Origin of the sequence: Actinomadura rubrisoli (assembly GCF_004349215.1) — a bacterium.
Classification (GTDB): domain Bacteria; phylum Actinomycetota; class Actinomycetes; order Streptosporangiales; family Streptosporangiaceae; genus Spirillospora; species Spirillospora rubrisoli.
On record NZ_SMKU01000176.1, the window covers coordinates 1 to 19,201 of the forward strand.

Below are 19,201 nucleotides of genomic sequence, written 5' to 3' on the forward strand. Positions count from 1 at the left end.
GGGCTTATGTGGGTCAGGTTGGGGATGGCGTGGTGGGCCCCGGTGAGTTCCGTGGGGTCGTGGCTGGTCGCGACCGCCAGGACGGTGGCGCCTGCGGCGCGGCCGGCGGCTATTCCGGCGGGGGCGTCTTCGATGACGACGCAGTCGGCCGGGTCCACGCCCAGGCGCTCGGCGGCCAGGCGGTAGCCGGACGGGTCGGGCTTGCCGCGCGCGACGTCCTCGGCCGTGATGACGACGGACGGCAGGGGCACGCCGGTCACCTCGGCGCGCGTCGCGAGCTGGCCCCGGTCCATCGAGGTGACGAGGGCCCACGGCAGGCCGTTCATGTCCGCCAGCAGGTCGAGGACGCCCGGGAGCGCGGTGATGCCGTCCGTGCGGGTGGCCTCCAGCGCGTCGAGGTGCTCGGTGGCCGCGCGGACCTGGTCGGGCGGGAGGAAGTCGGCCACGCGGTCGGACGTGCGGCGGCCATGGGCGTCCGACAGGAACTCGTCGGCGTCGATGCCGTAATCTGCCGCCCACTCGCGCGCCGCCCACTCGATCAGCGGCGTGGAGTCGATCAGGGTGCCGTCGACGTCGAACAGGATCGCGGCGCAGGTCAGGGTCACCATGCGGCGCCGGCCGTCGCGGCCTCGGCCTGGCTCTTCAGCTTCCGGACGGCCTCGGCCGGGTCCTGCGCGCCGTAGACGGCGCTGCCCGCCACGAACACGTCGGCGCCCGCGTCGGCGCAGCGCTCGATGGTCTCGGCGCTGACGCCGCCGTCCACCTGGAGCCACACGGGCAGGTCGCGGCCCTTGATCAGCTCGCGGGCGCGGCGGACCTTCGGCAGGACGACGTCGAGGAACCTCTGGCCGCCGAACCCGGGCTCGACGGTCATGAGCAGGAGCATGTCGATCTCACCGAGGAGGTCTTCGAGGCCGTCCACCGGCGTGGCCGGGTTGACGCCCAGCCCAGCGCGCGCGCCCTCGGCGCGGATGGTGCGCAGGGTGCGGATCGGGGCCTTGGCGGCCTCGGCGTGGATGGTGACGCTTCCCGCGCCCGCCTCGGCGTACTGCGGGGCCCAGCGGTCCGGGTCCTCGATCATGAGGTGGCAGTCGAGCGGCAGCGCGCTGGTCTTGAGCAGCGCCTCCACGACCGGCAGCCCCAGGGTGAGGTTGGGCACGAAGTGGTTGTCCATGACGTCGACGTGCACCCAGTCGGCGGCGTCGGCGATGAGCGCGACGTCCTCGGCGAGCCGGGCGAAGTCGGCGGACAGGATGCTGGGTGAGATCTGCGGAGCCATGATGATCCGAGTCTATTGCCGTACTTCGGCGGCCCCATCACCCGCCCGGGTGATCGGACGGGTAGGACGTCCGGCCAGCCGGAGCCACATGAACGCCTCCGGCGCCCCCGCGGTCACCCATAGCCCGATCAGGGCCTGGGCGATGAAGACCTGGATCGGGTGGGTTCCGAGATAGGAGCCGAGTGCGTAGAGGGCCAGGGCGCCCAGAACGCCGACGGGGAGGCGCGCCAGGCGCTGCCAAGGTTCGCCCTGTGCGTCGAACCAGCCACGGGCCGCCAGGACGGAGGTTCCGGCGAGGACTCCGAAGAGGCCCCCTGTGGCCGCGGACACTTCGTTCAGGGTGATGGCGCGGGTCCGGCCTCCCGCCGCTGTGATGGCCCGTGCCCAGGCGTCCGGCCACTGCCATCCGCTGAGCGAGTGGACCGCGCCCCAGGCGGCTCCCAGGAAGAGCAAGGAGACCGCCAATGCGAGGGCCACCTGGACGGCCAGGGGACGCCGGACCCACCAGGGGATGACGATGGGTTCCAGCCGCAGCGCGACGACGAGCGTCACCAGCCCGATGGCCCACCCGGCGAGCACCTGGCCTACCGAGTGCACGCCCAGGTACACCCTGGAGACGCCGATGAGGACGATGACGACCACGGCACCCGCCCACAGGAACCAGCGCCGCGTGCGCGTCGCCAGGAATCCCCACGCGGCCACCGCGTTCTGCGCGTGCCCGGACGGCATCCCGAACGAGACTCTTGACTCGTGCCCGGTGATGGACGGGTCCGTCCAGTACGGGCGGGGCGAGTGGAAGACCAGCTTGAGGACGGTGTTGAGCACCGAGCCGAGCGACAGGATGATCGTGGCCCGTGCCGCGAGGGTGGGGGCCGCGCACCAGTACACCGCCACCAGCAGCGGAATGTAGAACCCGGCGCTGCCCAGGTACGACATGACGTGCATGAAAGCGGTCAGGACGGCCCCTCCCGGTCAGTCCGTGCGGCGTAGGAGGGCCAGGAACATCGCGTCGGTGCCGTGCCGGTGGGGCCAGAACTGGGCGTACGGACCCTCGCCGAGACCGGTGAGGTCCGGGGCGACCGACGCCAGGACGGCCGGGGAGTCGAGCCGTTCGACGTCCTGGCGCGCGCGCAGGACGTCGTCGACGACCACCCGTGTCTCGGCAAGGTGCGGCGAGCAGGTGACGTAGGCGACCACACCGCCGGGACGGACCGAATCCAGCGCATTGGTGAGCAGCTTGCGTTGCAGCGATCCCAGTTCGGCGACCGATCCGGGACCACGACGCCAGCGGGCCTCTGGACGGCGCCGGAGCGCGCCCAGGCCGGTGCAGGGGGCGTCCACTATGACGCGGTCGAACGCCCCAGGCCGCCACGCCGGGACGGTGCCGTCGGCGGCGATGATGCCGGATTGGTCGTCCACCGCGTGCACGACCAGTCCGGCGCGGTGCGGCTGGACGTCCGAGGCGAGGAGGCGCGCGCCCCGCTCGGTGGCGAGCGCGGACAGGAGGCCGGCCTTGCCGCCGGGGCCCGCGCACAGGTCCGCCCAGCGGGAGTCCCGGCCGTCCAAGGGGGCGGCGGTCAGCGCCAAGGCGACCATCTGGCTGGCCTCGTCCTGGACGGCCGCGCGCCCGTCGCGGACGGCGGCGACACCTGCCGGGTCTCCCTCGGACAACACGGCGGCATAGGGCGAGTAGGGGGCGGGCTCGGCACCCGCCTCGTACAGCTCCTCAAGCGTGGCGCGTCCCGGACGAGCCACAAGGGTCACCAGGGGACGCGCGTTGTCGGCCGCGAGGAGCGCATCGATCTCGTCGCGGTCGGGCCCCAGGGCGTCGCGGAGCGCGGACACGATCCACTTGGGGTGGCTGTGCGCGATCGAGAGCCGGGTGGTCGTGTCGGCGTCCGGGGGCGCGACGATCGCGAGCCAGGCGTCCAGGTCGCGGCCGGCGACCTTGCGCAGCACCGCGTTGGCGAACTTGGCCTGGCCGGGGCCCGACACCGAGCGCGCCAGCTCGACCGCGGTCCCCACCGCGGCGTGCGGCGGGATGCGGGTGCCGAGGATCTGGTGCGCGCCAAGGCGCAGCACGTCCAGCAGCGGGGCGTCGATACGGCGCAGCTCCCGGTCGCTGCACAGCGCCAGCACCGCGTCGTAGGTGCCCCGGCCGCGCAGCGTGCCGTAGGTCAGCTCGGTGGCGAGGGCGGCGTCGCGGCCGGTGAGGCCGCGGTCGCGCAGGCGGGAGGGCAGCAGCAGGTTCGCGTACGCGTCGCGGGTCTCGACGGCGCGGATGACGTCGAACGCGGTGCGCCGGACGAGGTCCTGGGGACGTCCCGTCCGGCGCGGCCCGCCGGGCCTGCGGGTCTTGTCCCGGTCGCCGCGGCGGTTGCGAGTGGGCGGCATCAGTGCAGCGCGTCCTTACCGATGAGGTTCACACCGCGCACCCAGTCGGCGGCGGCCATACGGCGCTTGCCCTGCGGCTGGACCTCGCCGAGCACGACGGGGTGCGTGGCCGTGCCGACCAGCACCTCCTTCTTGCCTGAACGCAGCTCGCCGGGGCTCAGCTTGTCGGCGTCGGGCGCCGGACGGACGGGACCGAGCTTGACCCGGGTGTCGCGGAAGCTCGTCCAGGCGCCGGGCGCCGGCGTGCAGGCGCGGATCAGGCGGTCGATGTGCTGAGCGGGGGTGTGCCAGTCGACGTGGCCGTCCTCCGGGTTCAGCTTCGCGGCGGTGGACACGCCTTCGGCGGGCTGCGGACGCGGCTCCAGCACGCCCGCCTCGATGCCGTTCATCGTGTCCACCAGAAGGCCCGCACCGGCGACGGCCAGGCGGCTCAACAGTTCGCCGGTGGTGTCGGTCGGGCGGATGGGTTCGGTGAGCACGCCGTAGACCGGGCCGGTGTCCAGCCCCTCTTCGATCTGGAACGTGGCCGCGCCGGTCACGTCGTCGCCGTGCAGGATCGCCCGCTGCACGGGGGCGGCGCCGCGCCATGCGGGCAGCAGCGAGAAGTGCAGGTTGACCCAGCCGTGCCGGGGGATGTCCAGGGCCTCGCGGGGCAGCAGGGCCCCATAAGCGACGACCGGGCAGCAGTCGGGCGCGATGGCCCGGAGCCGGTCGAGGAACTCGGGGTCGCGCGCCTTGGCGGGCTTGAGCACCTCGACGCCGGCCTCGGCGGCCCGGGCACCCACCGGGCCGGCCACCAGATGCCGCCCACGGCCCGCGGGGGCGTCGGGCCGGGTCACGACCGCGGCCACCTCGTGCGAGGACGCCAGAAGCGCTTCCAGGGCCGGGAGGGCCGTCTCGGGGGTACCCGCGAACACTAGGCGCATCGGCTCCACCCCCCGCCGCGGGGGTACCCACGCTGCGCTTCCAAACAGGCTAGGCGCATCGGCTCCACCCCCGACTGCGGGGATACCCGCGCTGCGCTTCCAAACAGGCTAGGCGCATCGGCTCCACCCCCGACCGCGGGGATACCCGCGCTGCGCTTCCAAGCGAGCTAGACGCATCGGCTCAGATCGCCTTCCCGAAGGTGCGGTGCGGCGACTCCTTCACGACGGGCGCCGGGTCGCCGAACCACTCGGCCTCCCGGATCGCCTTCATCGCGGCCTTGCGCTGCTCGGCGTCCATCCGGTCGATGAAGATGATGCCGTCGAGGTGGTCGGTCTCGTGCTGGACGCACCGCGCCAGCAGGTGCGTGCCCTCCAGCGTGATGGGCTCGCCGTGCATGTTGAAGCCCTTGGCGACGGCGCTCACCGAGCGCGGCGTGGGGAACGCCAGGCCGGGCAGGGACAGGCAGCCCTCGTCGTCGGTCTCCTGCTCGTCCGACAGGTCCAGGGTGGGGTTGACCACGTGCCCGAGACGGTCGTCGACGTAGTAGGCGAACACCCGCAGGCCCACGCCGAGCTGCGGCGCGGCCAGGCCCGCGCCGGGAGCGTCGATCATCGTGTCGGTGAGGTCCTTGACGAGCTGGCGCAGCTCCTTGTCGAAGTCCTTCACCGGCTCCGCGGGCGTGCGCAGCACAGGGTCACCGAAAAGGCGGATGGGCTTGACGGCCAACGAGGACTCCGTTTCCTGCGGGTGGGATGCTCCGTCCAGTCTACGGAGGCGTCACGCGTACCTCACACGCTGCCGCGTGCTCACGTGTGCGCCGAGCGCGCCTTGTAGGCCGCGGTACGGGCGGCCTTGGCGGTCACCTTGTCGGGGTGGTGCTCGCCCAGGGCGTCCAGGACCTCGGCCACATCGGCGTGGTCGGTCCGCCAGAGCTCGTCGATCATCGCACGCATCTCCGCTCCAGGCGGCGCGTCGGCGATGGCCGCGTCGACGGCCTCGGCGGGCTCGGCGGTCTCCAGCATCCCGGCGACGGTGTCCACGAACACCCAGAGGTACTCGTCCCGGCCCAGTTCACGTCCGGACGGATCGCCGATGGCGTTCAGCCAGAGCGCGGCGTAGGGCGAGACAAGGGGGTGCCCCTGCGCGGCCCGGACGACCGGTGCCGCCTCGGGGCCGATCCGGTGCAGGACGGCGGCGGCCAGGTTGCGGGCTCCGGGCCCCCCGGTGCGCATCACGTCCAGGAGGTCGGCGGCGGCGTCCTTGGCGTCGTGGGCGGCCAGCCAGCCCACGATCTCCTCTTCGGCGGTGTCCGCACGGTGCCAGACGAGCCCCTCCACCAGGTCGGCGGCCGACGCGCCCGACAGATCGCCTACAACGGGCGCGACGAACCCGTCGGTCAGCAGCAGTTGCCGTACGGCCCAGACGCCCAGCGGGGTGAGCGCGCGGCCTCCGCCGGCGGGCTCGATGACGCCCCACTCCTCCAGGACGCCCAGTTCCAGGAAGAAGGCGTCCTTGACGAGCGTGGACATCGCGTTCTCGTCGGACAGGTCGTAGTTCTCGCCGACGTGGTCGAGCAGCGCGTCGAGCAGGGCCTGAGGGGCGGTCGGGTCCTCCTGCTCGTACAGGTGGATGAGCACGCCGGTCAGCTCGTTCTGGACGAGTTCGAGCGCGTCCAGGCCGTCCTCCGGGTCGTGCTCGGGCACCACGACAGAGTCGAACAGGGGCAGCCAGGCGTCCAGCACCGCGGCGTCGTCGTCGGACTCCAGCCCGTCCAGGGCCGGGCCCGGCCCGGCGACGCCGTCCTCGGTGGTGATCACCTTGGCCTCGACGGCGGCCCACCAGAGCCGCTCCAGCCCCGCCTCGTCCTCCACCTGGCCGTGGCGCCGCGGAACGTCCAGGCCGAGCGCGCGCGCGGCGTCCTCGGCGTCGTCCTCGCTGAGCTGGTCGTGCTCGCTGAGCGGGCGCTTGCCCGCCCAGGCGGCCAGCGCCAGGACCTGCTCGGTCAGCTTGGACCGGCGGACGGCGGCGGCCAGCTCGCCCTGAGGCGCCAGCCGGACGGGCGGAACCACCAGCTCCTCCGTCTGCCGCAGGTACTCCTCCGTGCGGGCGTAGCGCTCGTCCTCGGGCAGCGCCTCGAACTCGCGCACCCATTCGTCGACGGCCTCCTGGTCGTCCAGGGCGATCCCGTCGGCCTGCATCAGCCCGGCGACGACCTCGGCCGCGGCCTCCCGCTCGGCGGTGTCGGTCTCGGCGACCACCGCGGCGAACTCGGGCGCGATCCGCTCGATCTCGGCCTCCAGGGCCGCCGCGGCGGGTTCGGACACGGCGCCGGTGCCGCGCAGGAAGGCGACCACCCCGCGAAGGGTGTCCAGGACGGACGGAACCTCGTCGGCACCCGCGACGACCGCCTCGGGAAAGACCTCCAGCAGCAGCGCGCGGAGCCCCTCCGGGGTCAGTTCGTCAGGCCCGGCGAGCCCCAGTTCCTCCCGTGCGAGGTCGAGCAGGAGCCTCGCTCCCTGCTCGTCCAGCGCCTCGCCGCGCTCGCCCGCCCAATGCCGCAGCTCGCCCGCGGTCGTCTCCACCCAATTGTCGGCCACGCGAGAACCCTATTGGTCAGATCAGCTCCAGGGGGTCGATCTGGACTCGTACAGTCTCCGTCGCCTTACGCGCGCTGCGAACGCCCTGCGCCTCCTTGAGTGCGCGCGCCAGGGCGGGCCCTGCGGCCCTCGGCACGCGGATCAGCGCACGCTCCCTCTCCTGGCCCTCCGCAGCGCCCTGCGGGACGGGCACGGGGACGGGCCCGAGCACCTCCGCGTCATCGGGCAACCGTGCGTCGGCCAGGAGTTCCCGTATGGCCGCAGGAGACGCGGTCAGCGAGGCCATCCGCGCGGCCGGAGGAAAACCCACCTCCCGGCGCTCCGCCAGTTCCCGCTCCGCATACGTCACCGGATCCCACCGGACGAGAGCCTGGACGGCCGGAAGCGATCCCTCAGCGGACACCACCACCGGCCCCGCCGGACGGACGAGCGACGCCGCGTTCATCCAGCGCCGGAGCGTCTCTTCACCGGCCCGCAGATCGGGCCGTCCGAGCAGCACCCAGCCGTCCAGCAGCAGCGCGGCCGTGTAGCCGCCTTCCGCGGGCGGCTCGGCGCCCGGCGTGGACACCACGAGAGCCCGCTCCGGCCCGACCCGTTCGAGAATCGCGTCCTTGCCGGACGTGCGCACCGGCACCCCCGGGAACGCTCTGCCCAGCTCCTCGGCCGTGCGCTTCGCGCCCACCACCATCGCGCGCACCTGGAAGAAACCGCACTCGGGACAGTGCCAGTCACCCGCGATACGGCCGCACCACCGGCAGTACGGGGCGGCATGGGACGACGACAGCGCCAACGGCCCCTGGCAGGCTCCGCACTGCGCCGGGGTACGGCACCGGCCGCACGCTATGCCCGGCACGTAGCCGCGCCTAGGCACCTGCACCAGGACCGGCCCATCGCCCAGCGCACCCCTGGCCGCCTCGAACGCCACGTTGGGCAGGCGCGCCGTGCGGGCCGCCCCGTCACGGGCGAGCTGCGCGTCCTCCCCCACGTACCGAACGCGCGGCATGACCTCACGGATGCGCGTCCTATCCGCCGCCAGGGCGTGCGCCCAGCCCGACTCCACCAGCTGGGTCGCGTCCGTGGTCCTGGTGAACCCGCCTATGAGCGCCCCCGCTCCCGTCCTGTGCGCGCGCAGGGCGAGCACCTCGCGAGGATGCGGGTACGGGGCGTGCGGCTCGGCGTGGACGTCGTCGCCGTCGTCCCACAGGACGACGAACCCCAGATCGGCGACCGGCGCGAACATCGCGGCGCGCGTGCCGACCACCGCCCGTGCCGTGCCCCGCAGGACGGCCAGCCACCTGCGGTACCGCTCGGCCGGGCCCGGCTCCGCCGTGAGCGCGACATGCCGTCCCTCGCCCAGTTCCCGCTTCAGCGCCGCGTCGACCAGCGCCACGTCGCGTCCATCGGCCATCACGACCAACGCTCCGCGCCCGGCCTGCAACGTGACCGCGACGGCCCGCGCGATGGCGGCCGCCCAGTCGGGACCGGGCAGCGCCGTCCAGACCGCCCGTGGCGCCCTGCCGGCCGCCAGGGCGCCCAGGAACGACGCCCCGGCCGGGTACTCCGCCCAGACCCCGGCCTGGACGCCGCCCTCCCCCCCTTCGGCCGAAGGCTCGGACACAGGTTCGGGAACGGGTTCGGCCTCGACGCGCGCGTGGCGCGGCGGGATGGCGAGGCGGATCACGTCGGCGAACGTCCCGGCGTAGCGGCCGGCCACCTCGCGGGCCAGAGCCGCGATCTCCGGGGTGAGGACGGGCTCGGGCGAGGTCACCCGCTCCAGGTACGACAGGCGCCCCTCATGGTCGCTCTCGGCGGCACGTTCCAGAAGGAACCCGTCGACGAGCTGCCCCGCGAAACGCACCCTCACCCGGCACCCCGGCACGGCCCTGGCGTCCAGCTCGACGGGCACCAGGTAGTCGAACGGGCGGTCGAGATGCGGAAGGGACATGTCGACCGCGACCCGCGCGACGGGAAGGTCCTCGGCGGGGCGGCGCGCCCCCTTCTTCCCCTTCCCCGCGGCCTTGTCGGAGGTCTTGGACGCGTTGGACGGCGCGCCGTTCGCCCTGCCCGCGGGAGCCCGGGGAAGGTCGTCCAGGCCCGGGATCAGCTCCGCTCCCCCGCCGTCCTTCGTCACGTCCCCGTCCTACCAGATCAACCCGACAGTCATCCCCGCACGCTAGGGTGTGTGATCCGTTAGAACAGGGCGCGTACGTTGGATCATTGCCCGATGCCCTCCGCGCCCCCGCCGTCCGACGAGCCCGTGCAGGCGATGTGACCACAGCACATACTCCAGAGCGGACGGACGCCCCGGTCCAGCACGGACCGTCGCGCCGTCCCGCCGAACCGTCCGCCCCCTCCCGATGGAGACATTGGGTCAACCCGCGCAATCCCGTGGTGGCCGCCACGGTGGCCGCCGGCGTGCTGCACCTGGTGTGGGCGCTCTTCCTCGCCACCGAAGGCGGCGACCTTGCGGCCCAGGCCGCCTGGACCGACTTCGCCTGGAAGCACCCGAGCGCGGCCTACAGCTTCGCCTGGTACGGCGGCATGCACCCCGCGTCCTACAGCGTCCTTTCGCCGTACCTGATGGCGCTGTTCGGCATCCGCACGGTCGCCGTGGTGGCGGGCACGCTCTCGGCGGCCCTCACCGCGACCCTGCTGGTGCGGTTCAAGGCCCCGGTCGCGCTGCCCGCCGCGCTCTGGGCCGCCTTCGCGCTCTCGTGCAACTCGGCCTCCGGCCGGGTCACGTTCGGGCTCGGCCTGCTGTTCGCCTTGGCCGCCGTCTTCGTCGCGTTCACCGGTCGCGGCACTCCGGCCCTGCGCGCCGCGGGCATGGTGGGGCTCGGCCTGCTGGCCACCCTGTCGAGCCCGGTGGCGGGGCTGTTCATCATGGTGCTGGCGGCCGCGCTGTTCCTGACCGGACGCCGCCGCGCAGGGGTGTGCCTGGCGGCCGGCCCGCCGATCGTGGTCGGGACGACGAGCCTGCTGTTCCCGTTCAGCGGCGTCCAGCCGATCTCGCTCGACGCGATCGTGCTTCCGACCATCACCAGCGCGGTCGCGATGCTGCTGTGCGCGCCGAAGAGCTGGCGGATCATCCGGGTCGGCGCGGGCATCTACCTGCTCGGCATCGGGCTCTCCTGGCTGATCCCGTCCCCTGTCGGGAGCAACGTCGAACGCCTCTCGCTCCTGTTCGGCGGCATGTTCCTCCTGTCCGCCGTCGCGCGCGCGCCCGGCCGCCTGCGCATCGCCGTGCTGTCCCTGGCGTTCATCGTCACGGCGTCCTGGCAGGTGGTGAAACCCGTGGACGACCTGATCCACACAGAGCCCGCCGGCTCCGCCGCAGGACACGCCCGTGGCCTGATCGCCGAGATGAAGGCGCTCGGCGCCCGCGACTCCCGCATCGAGGTCGTCCCGCTCCGCTCCCACTGGGAGTCGTCCGGGCTGAGCCGTCACTTCATCCTCGCGCGGGGCTGGAACCGCCAGGTCGACGCCGAACGCCATGAGCTCTTCTACAAAGAAGGCGCCCTCACGGCCGAGTCCTACCGCGACTGGCTGCACAAGTGGGCGGTGCACTACGTCGTCCTGCCCGAACAGGAGACCGACTGGTCCGCGCGCGCCGAGGCCGCCCTCGTGGACGGAGGCCAGCCGTACCTCACAGAGGTGTGGCGGGACCCCTACTTCCGGCTGTTCCGCGTCTCGAACCCCACTCCCCTGGTCGACCAGCCCGCCAAGGTCAAGCGGATCAACTCCGGTGAGCTCGTCGTCGACGTACCGTCCCGCGGCTCGACCCTGGTGCGGGTCTCGTGGTCCCCGTGGCTCAGCGTCACCGGCGGGAAGGGCTGCCTCGCGCGCGAGGGCGACTTCGTCCGGATGAACGTCGAAAGCCCGGGCCGCTACACCCTCGCCGCACGCTACGGCGTGCGCCGGGGGAACCATTGCCAGACCTGACCGCCAGTCTTTCCTAACCAGCGCGGGAGCCCCGGCGCTCCCGCACCCTTGAGCGCTCTTCCTGCGACACAGCTGGACGGTCAGGACCACGGCAAGCGCGGACGCGATGGACGCCCCTCCCGCGCGGCCCGCACAACGCCGGAGCCGCCCTTTCCGGCTACGCGAGCCCCAGGGTGAGGGCCGCCGTCCCCGAGGCCGCCAGAAGCAATCCCAGGACGTCCAGCCGCCCCCGCGCCCTCCGGCGGTGTTCTGGGTGCGCGAAGAGGGCTCCCGGACGGAGCCGGAAGCCCTCTTGGCGTAGCGGTGGTGGGGGTTCGGGTCAGAGACCGGCGGAGACGGAGAGGGCCTTGGCGCGGTCGGTCGACTCCCAGGAGAAGTCGGGCTCCTCGCGGCCGAAGTGGCCGTAGGCGGCGGTCTGCTGGTAGATCGGGCGGAGGAGGTCCAAGTCGCGGACGAGCGCGGCCGGGCGGAGGTCGAAGACCTCGGTGACGGCGGCCTGGATCTTGGCGGTCGAGACCTTCTCGGTGCCGAAGGTCTCCACGAAGACGCCGACCGGGTGGGCCTTGCCGATCGCGTAGGCGACCTGGACCTCGGCGCGGTCGGCGAGGCCGGCGGCGACGATGTTCTTGGCGACCCAGCGCATCGCGTACGCGGCGGAGCGGTCGACCTTGGACGGGTCCTTGCCGGAGAAGGCGCCGCCGCCGTGGCGGGCCATGCCACCGTAGGTGTCAACGATGATCTTGCGGCCGGTGAGGCCGGCGTCGCCCATCGGGCCGCCGATCTCGAAGCGGCCGGTCGGGTTGACCAGCAGCCGGTAGCCGCTTGTGTCGAGGTCGAACTCGGCGAGCACCGGATCGACGACGTGCTCCTTGACGTCCGGGGTCAGCAGCTCCTTGAGGTCGATGTCGGGAGCGTGCTGGCTGGACACCACGACGGTGTCGAGGCGGACGGCGCGCTCGCCGTCGTACTCGATGGTGACCTGGGTCTTGCCGTCGGGGCGCAGGTAGGGGACGTCGCCGTTCTTACGGACCGCGGACAGGCGGCGCGCGAGCTTGTGCGCGACGGTGATCGGCAGCGGCATCAGCTCGGGGGTCTCGTTCGTCGCGTAGCCGAACATCAGGCCCTGGTCGCCGGCGCCCTGGCGGTCGAGGTCGTCCAGCCCCTCGCCCTCGCGGGTCTCGTAGGCGTCGTCGACGCCCTGGGCGATGTCGGGCGACTGCGCGCCGATGGACACCGACACGCCGCAGGAGTGCCCGTCGAAGCCCTTCTTGGACGAGTCGTAGCCGATATCGAGGATCTTCTCCCGGATCACGCCCGGGATGTCCACGTAGGTCTCGGTGGTGACCTCACCGGCCACGTGCACCTGACCGGTCGTGATCATGGTCTCGACGGCGACCCGGCTCTTCGGGTCGTCCTTGAGCATCGAGTCGAGGATCGCGTCGCTGATCTGGTCCGCAATCTTGTCCGGGTGTCCTTCGGTGACGGACTCGGAGGTGAACAGGCGGCGAGACACGTACGTGCACTCCTTGCAGCGGCTGCTGACTGACGTCGCAGGAGACGGATTCTTGTCGAGTTCTGTGGAGGGACGCCGCCCCCCCGCCCTGGGTTGCCCAAGGGTCTAAAGGCAAAGTCTAGCGGGACGGCGGTCGGGCACTGGTCAGGACGGAGATCCCGGTCAGTCCGGGGACGCGGGCGCCAGGCGGGCGGCGACGAGATCCCAGACGGTCTCGGCGAGCGCCTCCTTGGCACCGCGCGACACCTCGGTGTGCGAGCCGTCTGCGCCCAGGACGACCGCCGCGTTGTCGGGACGGCCGAAGGTGAGGTCCTCGCCGACCTGGTTGACGACGAGCAGGTCGCTGCCTTTGCGGGCGAGCTTGGCCCGGCCGTTGGCGAGGACGTCGTCGGTCTCGGCGGCGAAGCCGACGATCACCTGGCCGGGAGTGCGGCGCTGGCCGAGTTCGGCCAGGATGTCGGCGTTCTTGGCCAGCCGGATGGGCGCGGGTTCCGCGCTCTCGGCCTTCTTGATCTTCGAGCCCTGGTAGTCGGCGGGCCGGAAGTCGGCGACCGCGGCGGCCATGACGACCGCGTCGGCGGCACCGGCGGCCTCCAAGACGGCCTTGCGCATCTCCTCGGCCGATCCCACGGGGACGACGTGCGCCCCGGCCGGGTCGGGCAGGGCCACGTTGGCGGCGACGAGCGTCACGCGGGCGCCGCGGGCGACGGCCGTCCGCGCCAGGGCGTACCCCTGGAGGCCGGAGGAGCGGTTGCCGATGAAGCGCACCGGGTCGATCGCCTCGCGGGTACCGCCGGCGGACACGACCACGTGCCGTCCGGCGAGGTCGCGGCCGTCGGCGCCGCGGGCCAGGACGTGCCGGGCGACCTCGAACAGCTCGGACGGGTCGGGCAGGCGCCCGGGGCCGGTGTCCTTGCCCGTCAGCCGTCCGGACGCCGGGTCGACCACGATCGCGCCCCGGGCCCGCAGGGTCGCCACGTTCGCCCTCGTCGCCGGGTGCTCCCACATCTCGGTGTGCATCGCGGGGGCGAACACGACCGGGCAGTGGGCGGTGAGCAGCGTGTTGGTGAGCAGACCGTCGGCCAGGCCGTGCGCCGCCCTGGCGAGCAGGTCGGCGGTGGCGGGCGCGACGAACACCAGGTCGGCGGACTGCCCGAGCCGGACGTGCGGCACCTCGGCGACGCCGTCCCACACCTGCGACGAGACGGGATTGCCCGACAGCGCCGCCCAGGTCGGCTCGCCGACGAAGCGCAACGCGTCGGCGGTCGGAACGACGTGCACGTCATGACCGGACTCGGTGAGCCGCCGAAGCAGCTCACACGCCTTATACGCAGCGATACCAGCACTAACACCGAGCACAACACGAGGCTTACGGGAGGTCACATCACCACACTCTTCCTCAACCCTCGCCTTGCTCCACCAACCGGCCCACGATCGATTGTCCCATCAACAGGACACCCCCGAACGGCCGCGATCGCGCGAGACCGGTTGGAGCCAGCGAAAACCCGCCCGCACAGCGAGCCGGGCCAAGCCAAGCCATCACGCGGCGCCAGCGGCAGGAGGGAGACCGGCGACGTCAAGGCCGCGACAGCGAGCCGGTAGTTACCTCAGCAGTCAACGACCCGAGCGTTGCGATCGCGTGCGAAGCCAGGTTCGAGCGTGCGAGAACCTGATCGCGCAGCGAGCCCCTGGGCGAGTCGGAGCGATGCAGCGATCGCCGCAGTGCCCGCCGAAGGAAGGCGCTCTAGCGCCTGACGCCAAGGGCACTGCAATAAGCACTACCCCTCGATGGGCTCGGCGTTCAGCAGGCCTTCGCGGGTTTCGCGGAGCGCGATGGAGAGGGGCTTCTCCTGGACCTGCGTCTCGACGAGCGGGCCGACGTACTCCAGCAGGCCCTCGCCCAGCTGGGCGTAGTAGGCGTTGATCTGCCGCGCGCGCTTGGCGGCGATGCTCACGAGCCCGTACTTGGTGTCGACGACTTCGAGGAGCTCGTCGATCGACGGGTTGGTGATTCCCTCATTGCTGGTTGCCACTCGGTGGCCTTCCCCTTGGGTGCGATCCCCGTCCGCCGCGAGGGGCGGAGGGTCACTAGTGAACAGCCATCAAGGTTACCAGCTCATGGCATACGTCCTGGACGGACGTGTTGACCAGTGTGACGTCGAACTCCTTCTCGGCGGCCAGCTCGACGCGGGCGGCGTCGAGGCGGCGTTCGATGACCTCGGGGGGTTCGGTGCCGCGGCCGGTGAGGCGGCGGACGAGCTCCTCCCAGGAGGGCGGGGCGAGGAAGACCAGGCGCGCCCCGGGCATCGACCGCCGGACCTGCCGGGCGCCCTGGAGGTCGATCTCCAGGAGCACGGGCTCGCCTCGGGACAGCCGTTCCTCGACGGGCCTGCGCGGGGTGCCGTAGCGGTTGCCCGCGAACTCCGCCCATTCGAGCAGCTCCCCTTCGGCGACGAGCCGGTCGAAACCGGCGTCGTCGACGAAGAAGTACTGCACACCGTGGGTCTCGCCCGGTCGGGGGGAGCGGGTGGTCACCGAGACCGACAGCCACACCAGCGGGTGTGAGCGCCGGATCTCGGCGACGACCGTGCTCTTGCCGACGCCTGACGGCCCGGAGAGGACCGTCAGCCGCCGGACGAGCGGTCCATGCGGGTTGGAGCCGTCCGGCGCAGGAATGGGTGCGCCGGAGCCGGACGGGATGGAGCCGGGTTCGGGGTGACCCGAGCCGGCCGCGGCGGACTCGCCGCCGCGCCCGTCCGTGAGTCGCGCGTCAGCGGTTCGCACTTCCGCCGAACTCACGCTCCAGGGAGGCGCGCTGGTTGGCGCCGAGGCCCCGCACACGGCGGGACTCGGCGATGCCCAGACGCTCCATGATCTGCTTCGCACGCACCTTGCCCACACCGGGCAAGGATTCCAGGAGGGCCGACACCTTCATCTTGCCGACGACATCGTCGGTCTGACCCTCCTTGAGAACCTCGGCGAGCGAGGTTCCTCCGTGCTTGAGCCGGTTCTTTACCTCGGCACGCTCCTTGCGGGCCTTGGCAGCCTTCTCCAGGGCTGCGGCGCGCTGTTCGGGGGTTAGGGGCGGAAGAGCCACGCCGGGTCACCTCAGGTTTCCACTCGACGGAGTCGGACGGGTTGGGAAACTAGCGAGTTCACGCCCCATAAGGCAACGTGAAGTGCCGTTTAGCCCGCCACAAAATCACGAATATCACTCCCCGGAGTGTCCTGAATACCGAGTGTACACAACTCGGGCCCTCAGGCACCCATCCCCTTGCCTTGCTGGGACTTTCGCATGATCGTGAAAATCCCCCCTTTCTGACCCTATTTGTGGCACTCAGTACCCATCTGCCACCTCGGTCGGACGGGTTCGGGGGCCCGCGACCATGATCCCGCCACCCTTCCGGGCCGTCCGCGCGGGGTCCGCGGAGGCGCCGATGTGACGTCGCACACATGTCGCCGGGGCCTAGTGACACTCGTCACGCCGCGCCGTTCCGCACGTCGGGGCGCCACCGCGCCTGCCATCCTCGTCAGCACGCCGCCCGCCAAGATCGTTACGCCTTCCGGAGCCGCCGCCTCCTCCAGCTCCCGCTCCCCCGCGAGCCGCCGCGCGCCGCCGCGCTCCCCCCGGGACGCATCGCCGCGGAAACGATTCCACCGGAACCGCCGGGACAACTCGGAGTCACGGTCCCGGCAAACGTGCTGCCCCGTCTGAACCGACTTCACCGTTCGGTGCGTACCGCATTGCGGAAGTGACCGCCGTCCCATTCGCTATCCGAGGAAAACGACAAAGGGCGATCCAGCACGCCCTAGAACGCCCGGCGCTAATCGCGGCCCACAAAGCGCTTCTGTCATACGTGCGCGCGCGGAGGCCGCCGCGCGCCTTCATACGCCCCTCAGGCGGAGGTGCGGCGGAGGGCGGCGGCGATGCCGGCGGCGGCGGCGCCCGGGTCGGGCGCGCCGGTGATGGGACGGCCGATGACCAGCAGGTCCGCGCCGGCGGCGAGGGCGGCCTCGGGGGTGGCGATGCGCGCCTGGTCCTGCGCGGCGGCGCCCGCGGGGCGCACTCCGGGGGTGACCAGGGTGATGTCGGGCCCAACCTCGGCGCGGACGGCGGCGGCCTCCTGCGGCGAGCACACCAGGGCCTGAGCGCCCGCCTCGACGGCCAGGGACGCCAGGCGCAGGACGGCGTCGGGGGCGGGGCCCTCCAGGCCCACGGCGGCGAGGTCGGCGTCCCTCAGCGACGTCAGGACCGTCACGGCGGCGATCTTGGTGGCCGGGGCCGCCTCGACGGCCTCGCGGATCATGGCGGGCCCCCCGGCGGCGTGCACGGTCAGGTAGGACGGCTTGAGCCGCGCCACCGCGCGCGCGGCACCCCGGACGGTCGCGGGGATGTCGTGCAGCTTGAGGTCCAGGAAGACCTGGACGCGGCTGGCGCCCCGGACGCTGGCCACGACGTCCGGCCCGTACCGCAGGTACAGCTCCAGGCCCACCTTGACGGTGGAGACGTGCGGCGTGACCAGGGTGGCCCAGCGCGCGGCCGTCTCCAGGTCGGGGGCGTCCAGGGCGACGGCGATGGGGGCGGCGGTCACAGCTTCTCCTTCTCGGGCTCTTGGGGGCGCACCTGGGGCGGCACGAAGCCGGCGGGCTTGTGCGCCAGCCCGACGGCGTCGGCGAGGCGCCCGATGCGGCGGGCCACGAGGGCCTCTTCCAGCTCGCGCAGGACGCGCGGTCCCGCCGTGGGGTCGTGGAACAGGGCGGTGCCGAGGGCGACCGCGGAGGCCCCGGCGAGGATGAACTCCAGCGCGTCCAGGCCGGAGGCGATCCCGCCCACGCCGATGACGGGCGTGGACGGCAGGGCGGCGTGCACCTGGTAGACGCAGCGGACGGCGATCGGCCGGATGGCGGGCCCGGACAGGCCCCCGGAGACGCCCGTGAGGGCCGGGCGGAGGGTCCGCGGGTCGATCGCCATCCCCTCCATCGTGTTGACCAGCGTGAGGCCGTCCGCGCCCGCGTCGACGCAGGCGAGGGCGATCGTCACGATGTCGGTGACGTCGGGGGCGAGCTTGGCGAAGATCGGCACGCCGGGCTTGGCGTGGGCGCGGACGGCGCGGACGACGGACGCGGCGGCGGACGGGTGCCAGCCGAACATGCGGCCGCGGTCCTCGACGTTCGGGCAGGCGACGTTGATCTCGATCCCCGCGACGCCGGGCACGTTCCGGAGCCGGCGCGCGAGCTCGCCGTACTCCTCGACGCTGCTGCCCGCGACGGAGACGATCGTGCGGACGTCCTGCTCGATCAGCCACGGCAGGTCGCGTTCCAGGAACGTCTCGACGCCGGGACCGGGGAGGCCCATGGCGGTGAGCAGCCCGCTGGGGGTCTCGGTCACGCGGGGGGTGGGACGTCCCGCGCGCGCTTGCGACATCACGGACGTGGTGACGAACGCTCCAAGACGGCTCAGATCGAAGAACTGGGCCAGCTCCCGTCCCGTCCCACCGCATCCAGAGGCCGTCAGGACCGGATTGGCGAGCTCCAGGGCTCCGAGCGTGGTCTTGACCCGGTCGCTCACTGCGAGCCCCCTTCCGAGACGCTGAGGACGCGCGGCGCGCCGAGGGCGTCGAACGGGATGGTGCCCAGGTCGCCCCAGCGGACGCGGTCACCGCGCAGGACGGGCCCGTCGGCGCACGCGCGCACCATGCGGGTCACGCCGTCCTCGCCGTGGACGGGGAGCATGCACGTCATGCACACGCCGATGCCGCACGCGCCCGTCCGCTGGAGGAATTCTTCGACCGACACCTGGGACGGCAACCCGAAGTCGGTCGCGACCTGCGTGACCGACCGCAGCAGGCCCGTCGGCCCGCACGCGTACACGACGTCGGCGCCCGTCTCCTGGATGACGCGGGGCAGAACGTCGCGGACGGCGCCCTTCTCCCCCATCGAGCCGTCGTCGGTGGCGACGGTCGCGGTGTCGCCGATGCGCTGCGCCATGCGGGATCCGAACACCTGGCCGCCGGACGGCCCGCCCAGCACGAAGTGCACCTGGCAGCCGCGCCGCAGGAGCGAGTCGGCGAGCGAGAACAGGGCGGCGCCGCCGGGCCCGCCGCCGGCGAGCAGGCAGCTGACGGGGTCGCGGGGCAGGCGGAACGGGCGTCCGAGCGGCCCGACGAGGTCGAGCTGGTCGCGGGCGCGGCGCCCGGCGAGCCAGGCGGTACCGGGTTCGGTGTCGGCGAACACGACCTCGACGGTGCCGCCGTAGTCCGACTTCACCTCGTGCACTCCGAAGCAGCGGCGGACCAGGCGGGCCGTGTGCTCGCCGCCGACGGCGACCGCCACGAACTGGCCGGGCCTGAACCGCTCGGCGATGGCCGGGGCCACCAGCGTCATCGCGTGGTAGTCCTGCACCTGGCGGACCGTCAGAACCGTCGCCGACGTCTGCACCGGTGTGTCGGACACCCGTCTCCCTCTCCTCGTCGCGTCGCCGGGCGGGCCGGCGGCCGATCGCGTACGCCCACCGCCCGCCCGGCTCCTGTCACCCGGGCGCCACGCCCC

Annotated in this window: 17 protein-coding genes; 1 reads left to right on the forward strand and 16 read right to left on the reverse strand. The window is 72.7% G+C overall.

Features of this window, described 5'->3' with window-relative positions; all coding sequences use genetic code 11:
• From E1298_RS27830 to E1298_RS27865, 8 genes are all read right to left on the reverse strand, one after another.
• A partial coding sequence (locus tag E1298_RS27830) for an HAD-IA family hydrolase (RefSeq protein WP_243725850.1) occupies nt 1-608 on the reverse strand: 608 nt, incomplete at its 3' end.
• Entirely contained in the window at nt 602-1,279 is a 678-nt protein-coding gene (gene rpe, locus E1298_RS27835; protein WP_131898375.1) for a ribulose-phosphate 3-epimerase, read from the reverse strand. The genes rpe and E1298_RS27830, both read right to left, overlap by 7 nt.
• A 12-nt stretch (nt 1,280-1,291) precedes the next feature.
• Nucleotides 1,292-2,215, reverse strand: a complete 924-nt coding sequence (locus tag E1298_RS27840) for a phosphatase PAP2 family protein (protein WP_165975690.1) — start codon at nt 2,213-2,215, stop codon at nt 1,292-1,294.
• A 36-nt stretch (nt 2,216-2,251) separates the two neighbouring features.
• Nucleotides 2,252-3,673: an RsmB/NOP family class I SAM-dependent RNA methyltransferase gene (locus tag E1298_RS27845; protein ID WP_131898379.1), complete on the reverse strand. Its 1,422-nt coding sequence runs from the start codon at nt 3,671-3,673 to the stop codon at nt 2,252-2,254.
• The gene (fmt, locus tag E1298_RS27850; protein WP_131898381.1) at nt 3,673-4,599 is read right to left on the reverse strand and encodes a methionyl-tRNA formyltransferase; all 927 of its coding nucleotides are present in this window, start codon (nt 4,597-4,599) and stop codon (nt 3,673-3,675) included. Before fmt ends, E1298_RS27845 begins: the two co-directional genes overlap by 1 nt.
• Nucleotides 4,600-4,780: 181 nt before the next feature.
• On the reverse strand, nt 4,781-5,326 hold the full coding sequence (def, locus tag E1298_RS27855; RefSeq protein ID WP_131898383.1) for a peptide deformylase: 546 nt from the start codon (nt 5,324-5,326) through the stop codon (nt 4,781-4,783).
• Nucleotides 5,327-5,406: 80 nt separating this feature from the next.
• Nucleotides 5,407-7,197, reverse strand: a complete 1,791-nt coding sequence (locus E1298_RS27860; protein WP_131898385.1) for a hypothetical protein — start codon at nt 7,195-7,197, stop codon at nt 5,407-5,409.
• Between the two features lie 16 nt (nt 7,198-7,213).
• The gene (locus E1298_RS27865; protein WP_131898387.1) at nt 7,214-9,328 is read right to left on the reverse strand and encodes a primosomal protein N'; all 2,115 of its coding nucleotides are present in this window, start codon (nt 9,326-9,328) and stop codon (nt 7,214-7,216) included.
• 260 nt (nt 9,329-9,588) lie between these two features.
• Here E1298_RS27865 and E1298_RS27870 point away from each other — a divergent pair, with 260 nt between their 5' ends.
• Nucleotides 9,589-11,139: an MFS transporter gene (locus E1298_RS27870; RefSeq protein ID WP_243725851.1), complete on the forward strand. Its 1,551-nt coding sequence runs from the start codon at nt 9,589-9,591 to the stop codon at nt 11,137-11,139.
• A 319-nt stretch (nt 11,140-11,458) separates the two neighbouring features.
• On the opposite strand, the gene metK is transcribed toward E1298_RS27870, so the two are convergent.
• The 8 genes from metK to E1298_RS27910 all read right to left on the reverse strand — a co-directional run bounded on the left by metK (nt 11,459) and on the right by E1298_RS27910 (nt 19,105).
• Nucleotides 11,459-12,652 (reverse strand): methionine adenosyltransferase, encoded by a 1,194-nt coding sequence (gene metK / locus E1298_RS27875; RefSeq protein WP_131898391.1) that lies wholly within the window; start codon nt 12,650-12,652, stop codon nt 11,459-11,461.
• A gap of 162 nt (nt 12,653-12,814) precedes the next feature.
• Complete coding sequence (gene coaBC / locus E1298_RS27880; protein ID WP_131898393.1) at nt 12,815-14,035, reverse strand: bifunctional phosphopantothenoylcysteine decarboxylase/phosphopantothenate--cysteine ligase CoaBC; 1,221 nt, start codon at nt 14,033-14,035, stop codon at nt 12,815-12,817.
• A gap of 395 nt (nt 14,036-14,430) precedes the next feature.
• Nucleotides 14,431-14,685 (reverse strand): DNA-directed RNA polymerase subunit omega, encoded by a 255-nt coding sequence (rpoZ, locus tag E1298_RS27885; protein WP_131759259.1) that lies wholly within the window; start codon nt 14,683-14,685, stop codon nt 14,431-14,433.
• Nucleotides 14,686-14,740: 55 nt separating this feature from the next.
• The gene (gene gmk / locus E1298_RS27890) at nt 14,741-15,328 is read right to left on the reverse strand and encodes a guanylate kinase (protein WP_131898403.1); all 588 of its coding nucleotides are present in this window, start codon (nt 15,326-15,328) and stop codon (nt 14,741-14,743) included.
• A 94-nt stretch (nt 15,329-15,422) separates the two neighbouring features.
• Nucleotides 15,423-15,749, reverse strand: a complete 327-nt coding sequence (gene mihF, locus E1298_RS27895) for an integration host factor, actinobacterial type (protein ID WP_131898395.1) — start codon at nt 15,747-15,749, stop codon at nt 15,423-15,425.
• A 799-nt stretch (nt 15,750-16,548) separates the two neighbouring features.
• Nucleotides 16,549-17,244 carry an orotidine-5'-phosphate decarboxylase gene (gene pyrF / locus E1298_RS27900; protein WP_131898397.1) on the reverse strand — a complete coding sequence of 232 codons (696 nt, stop codon included), beginning with the start codon at nt 17,242-17,244 and terminating at the stop codon, nt 16,549-16,551.
• Nucleotides 17,241-18,221 (reverse strand): dihydroorotate dehydrogenase, encoded by a 981-nt coding sequence (locus E1298_RS27905; RefSeq protein WP_131898399.1) that lies wholly within the window; start codon nt 18,219-18,221, stop codon nt 17,241-17,243. Before E1298_RS27905 ends, pyrF begins: the two co-directional genes overlap by 4 nt.
• Nucleotides 18,218-19,105 (reverse strand): iron-sulfur cluster-binding protein, encoded by an 888-nt coding sequence (locus E1298_RS27910; RefSeq protein WP_131898401.1) that lies wholly within the window; start codon nt 19,103-19,105, stop codon nt 18,218-18,220. The genes E1298_RS27905 and E1298_RS27910 overlap by 4 nt, the downstream gene beginning before the upstream one ends.
• Nucleotides 19,106-19,201: the final 96 nt, after the last annotated feature.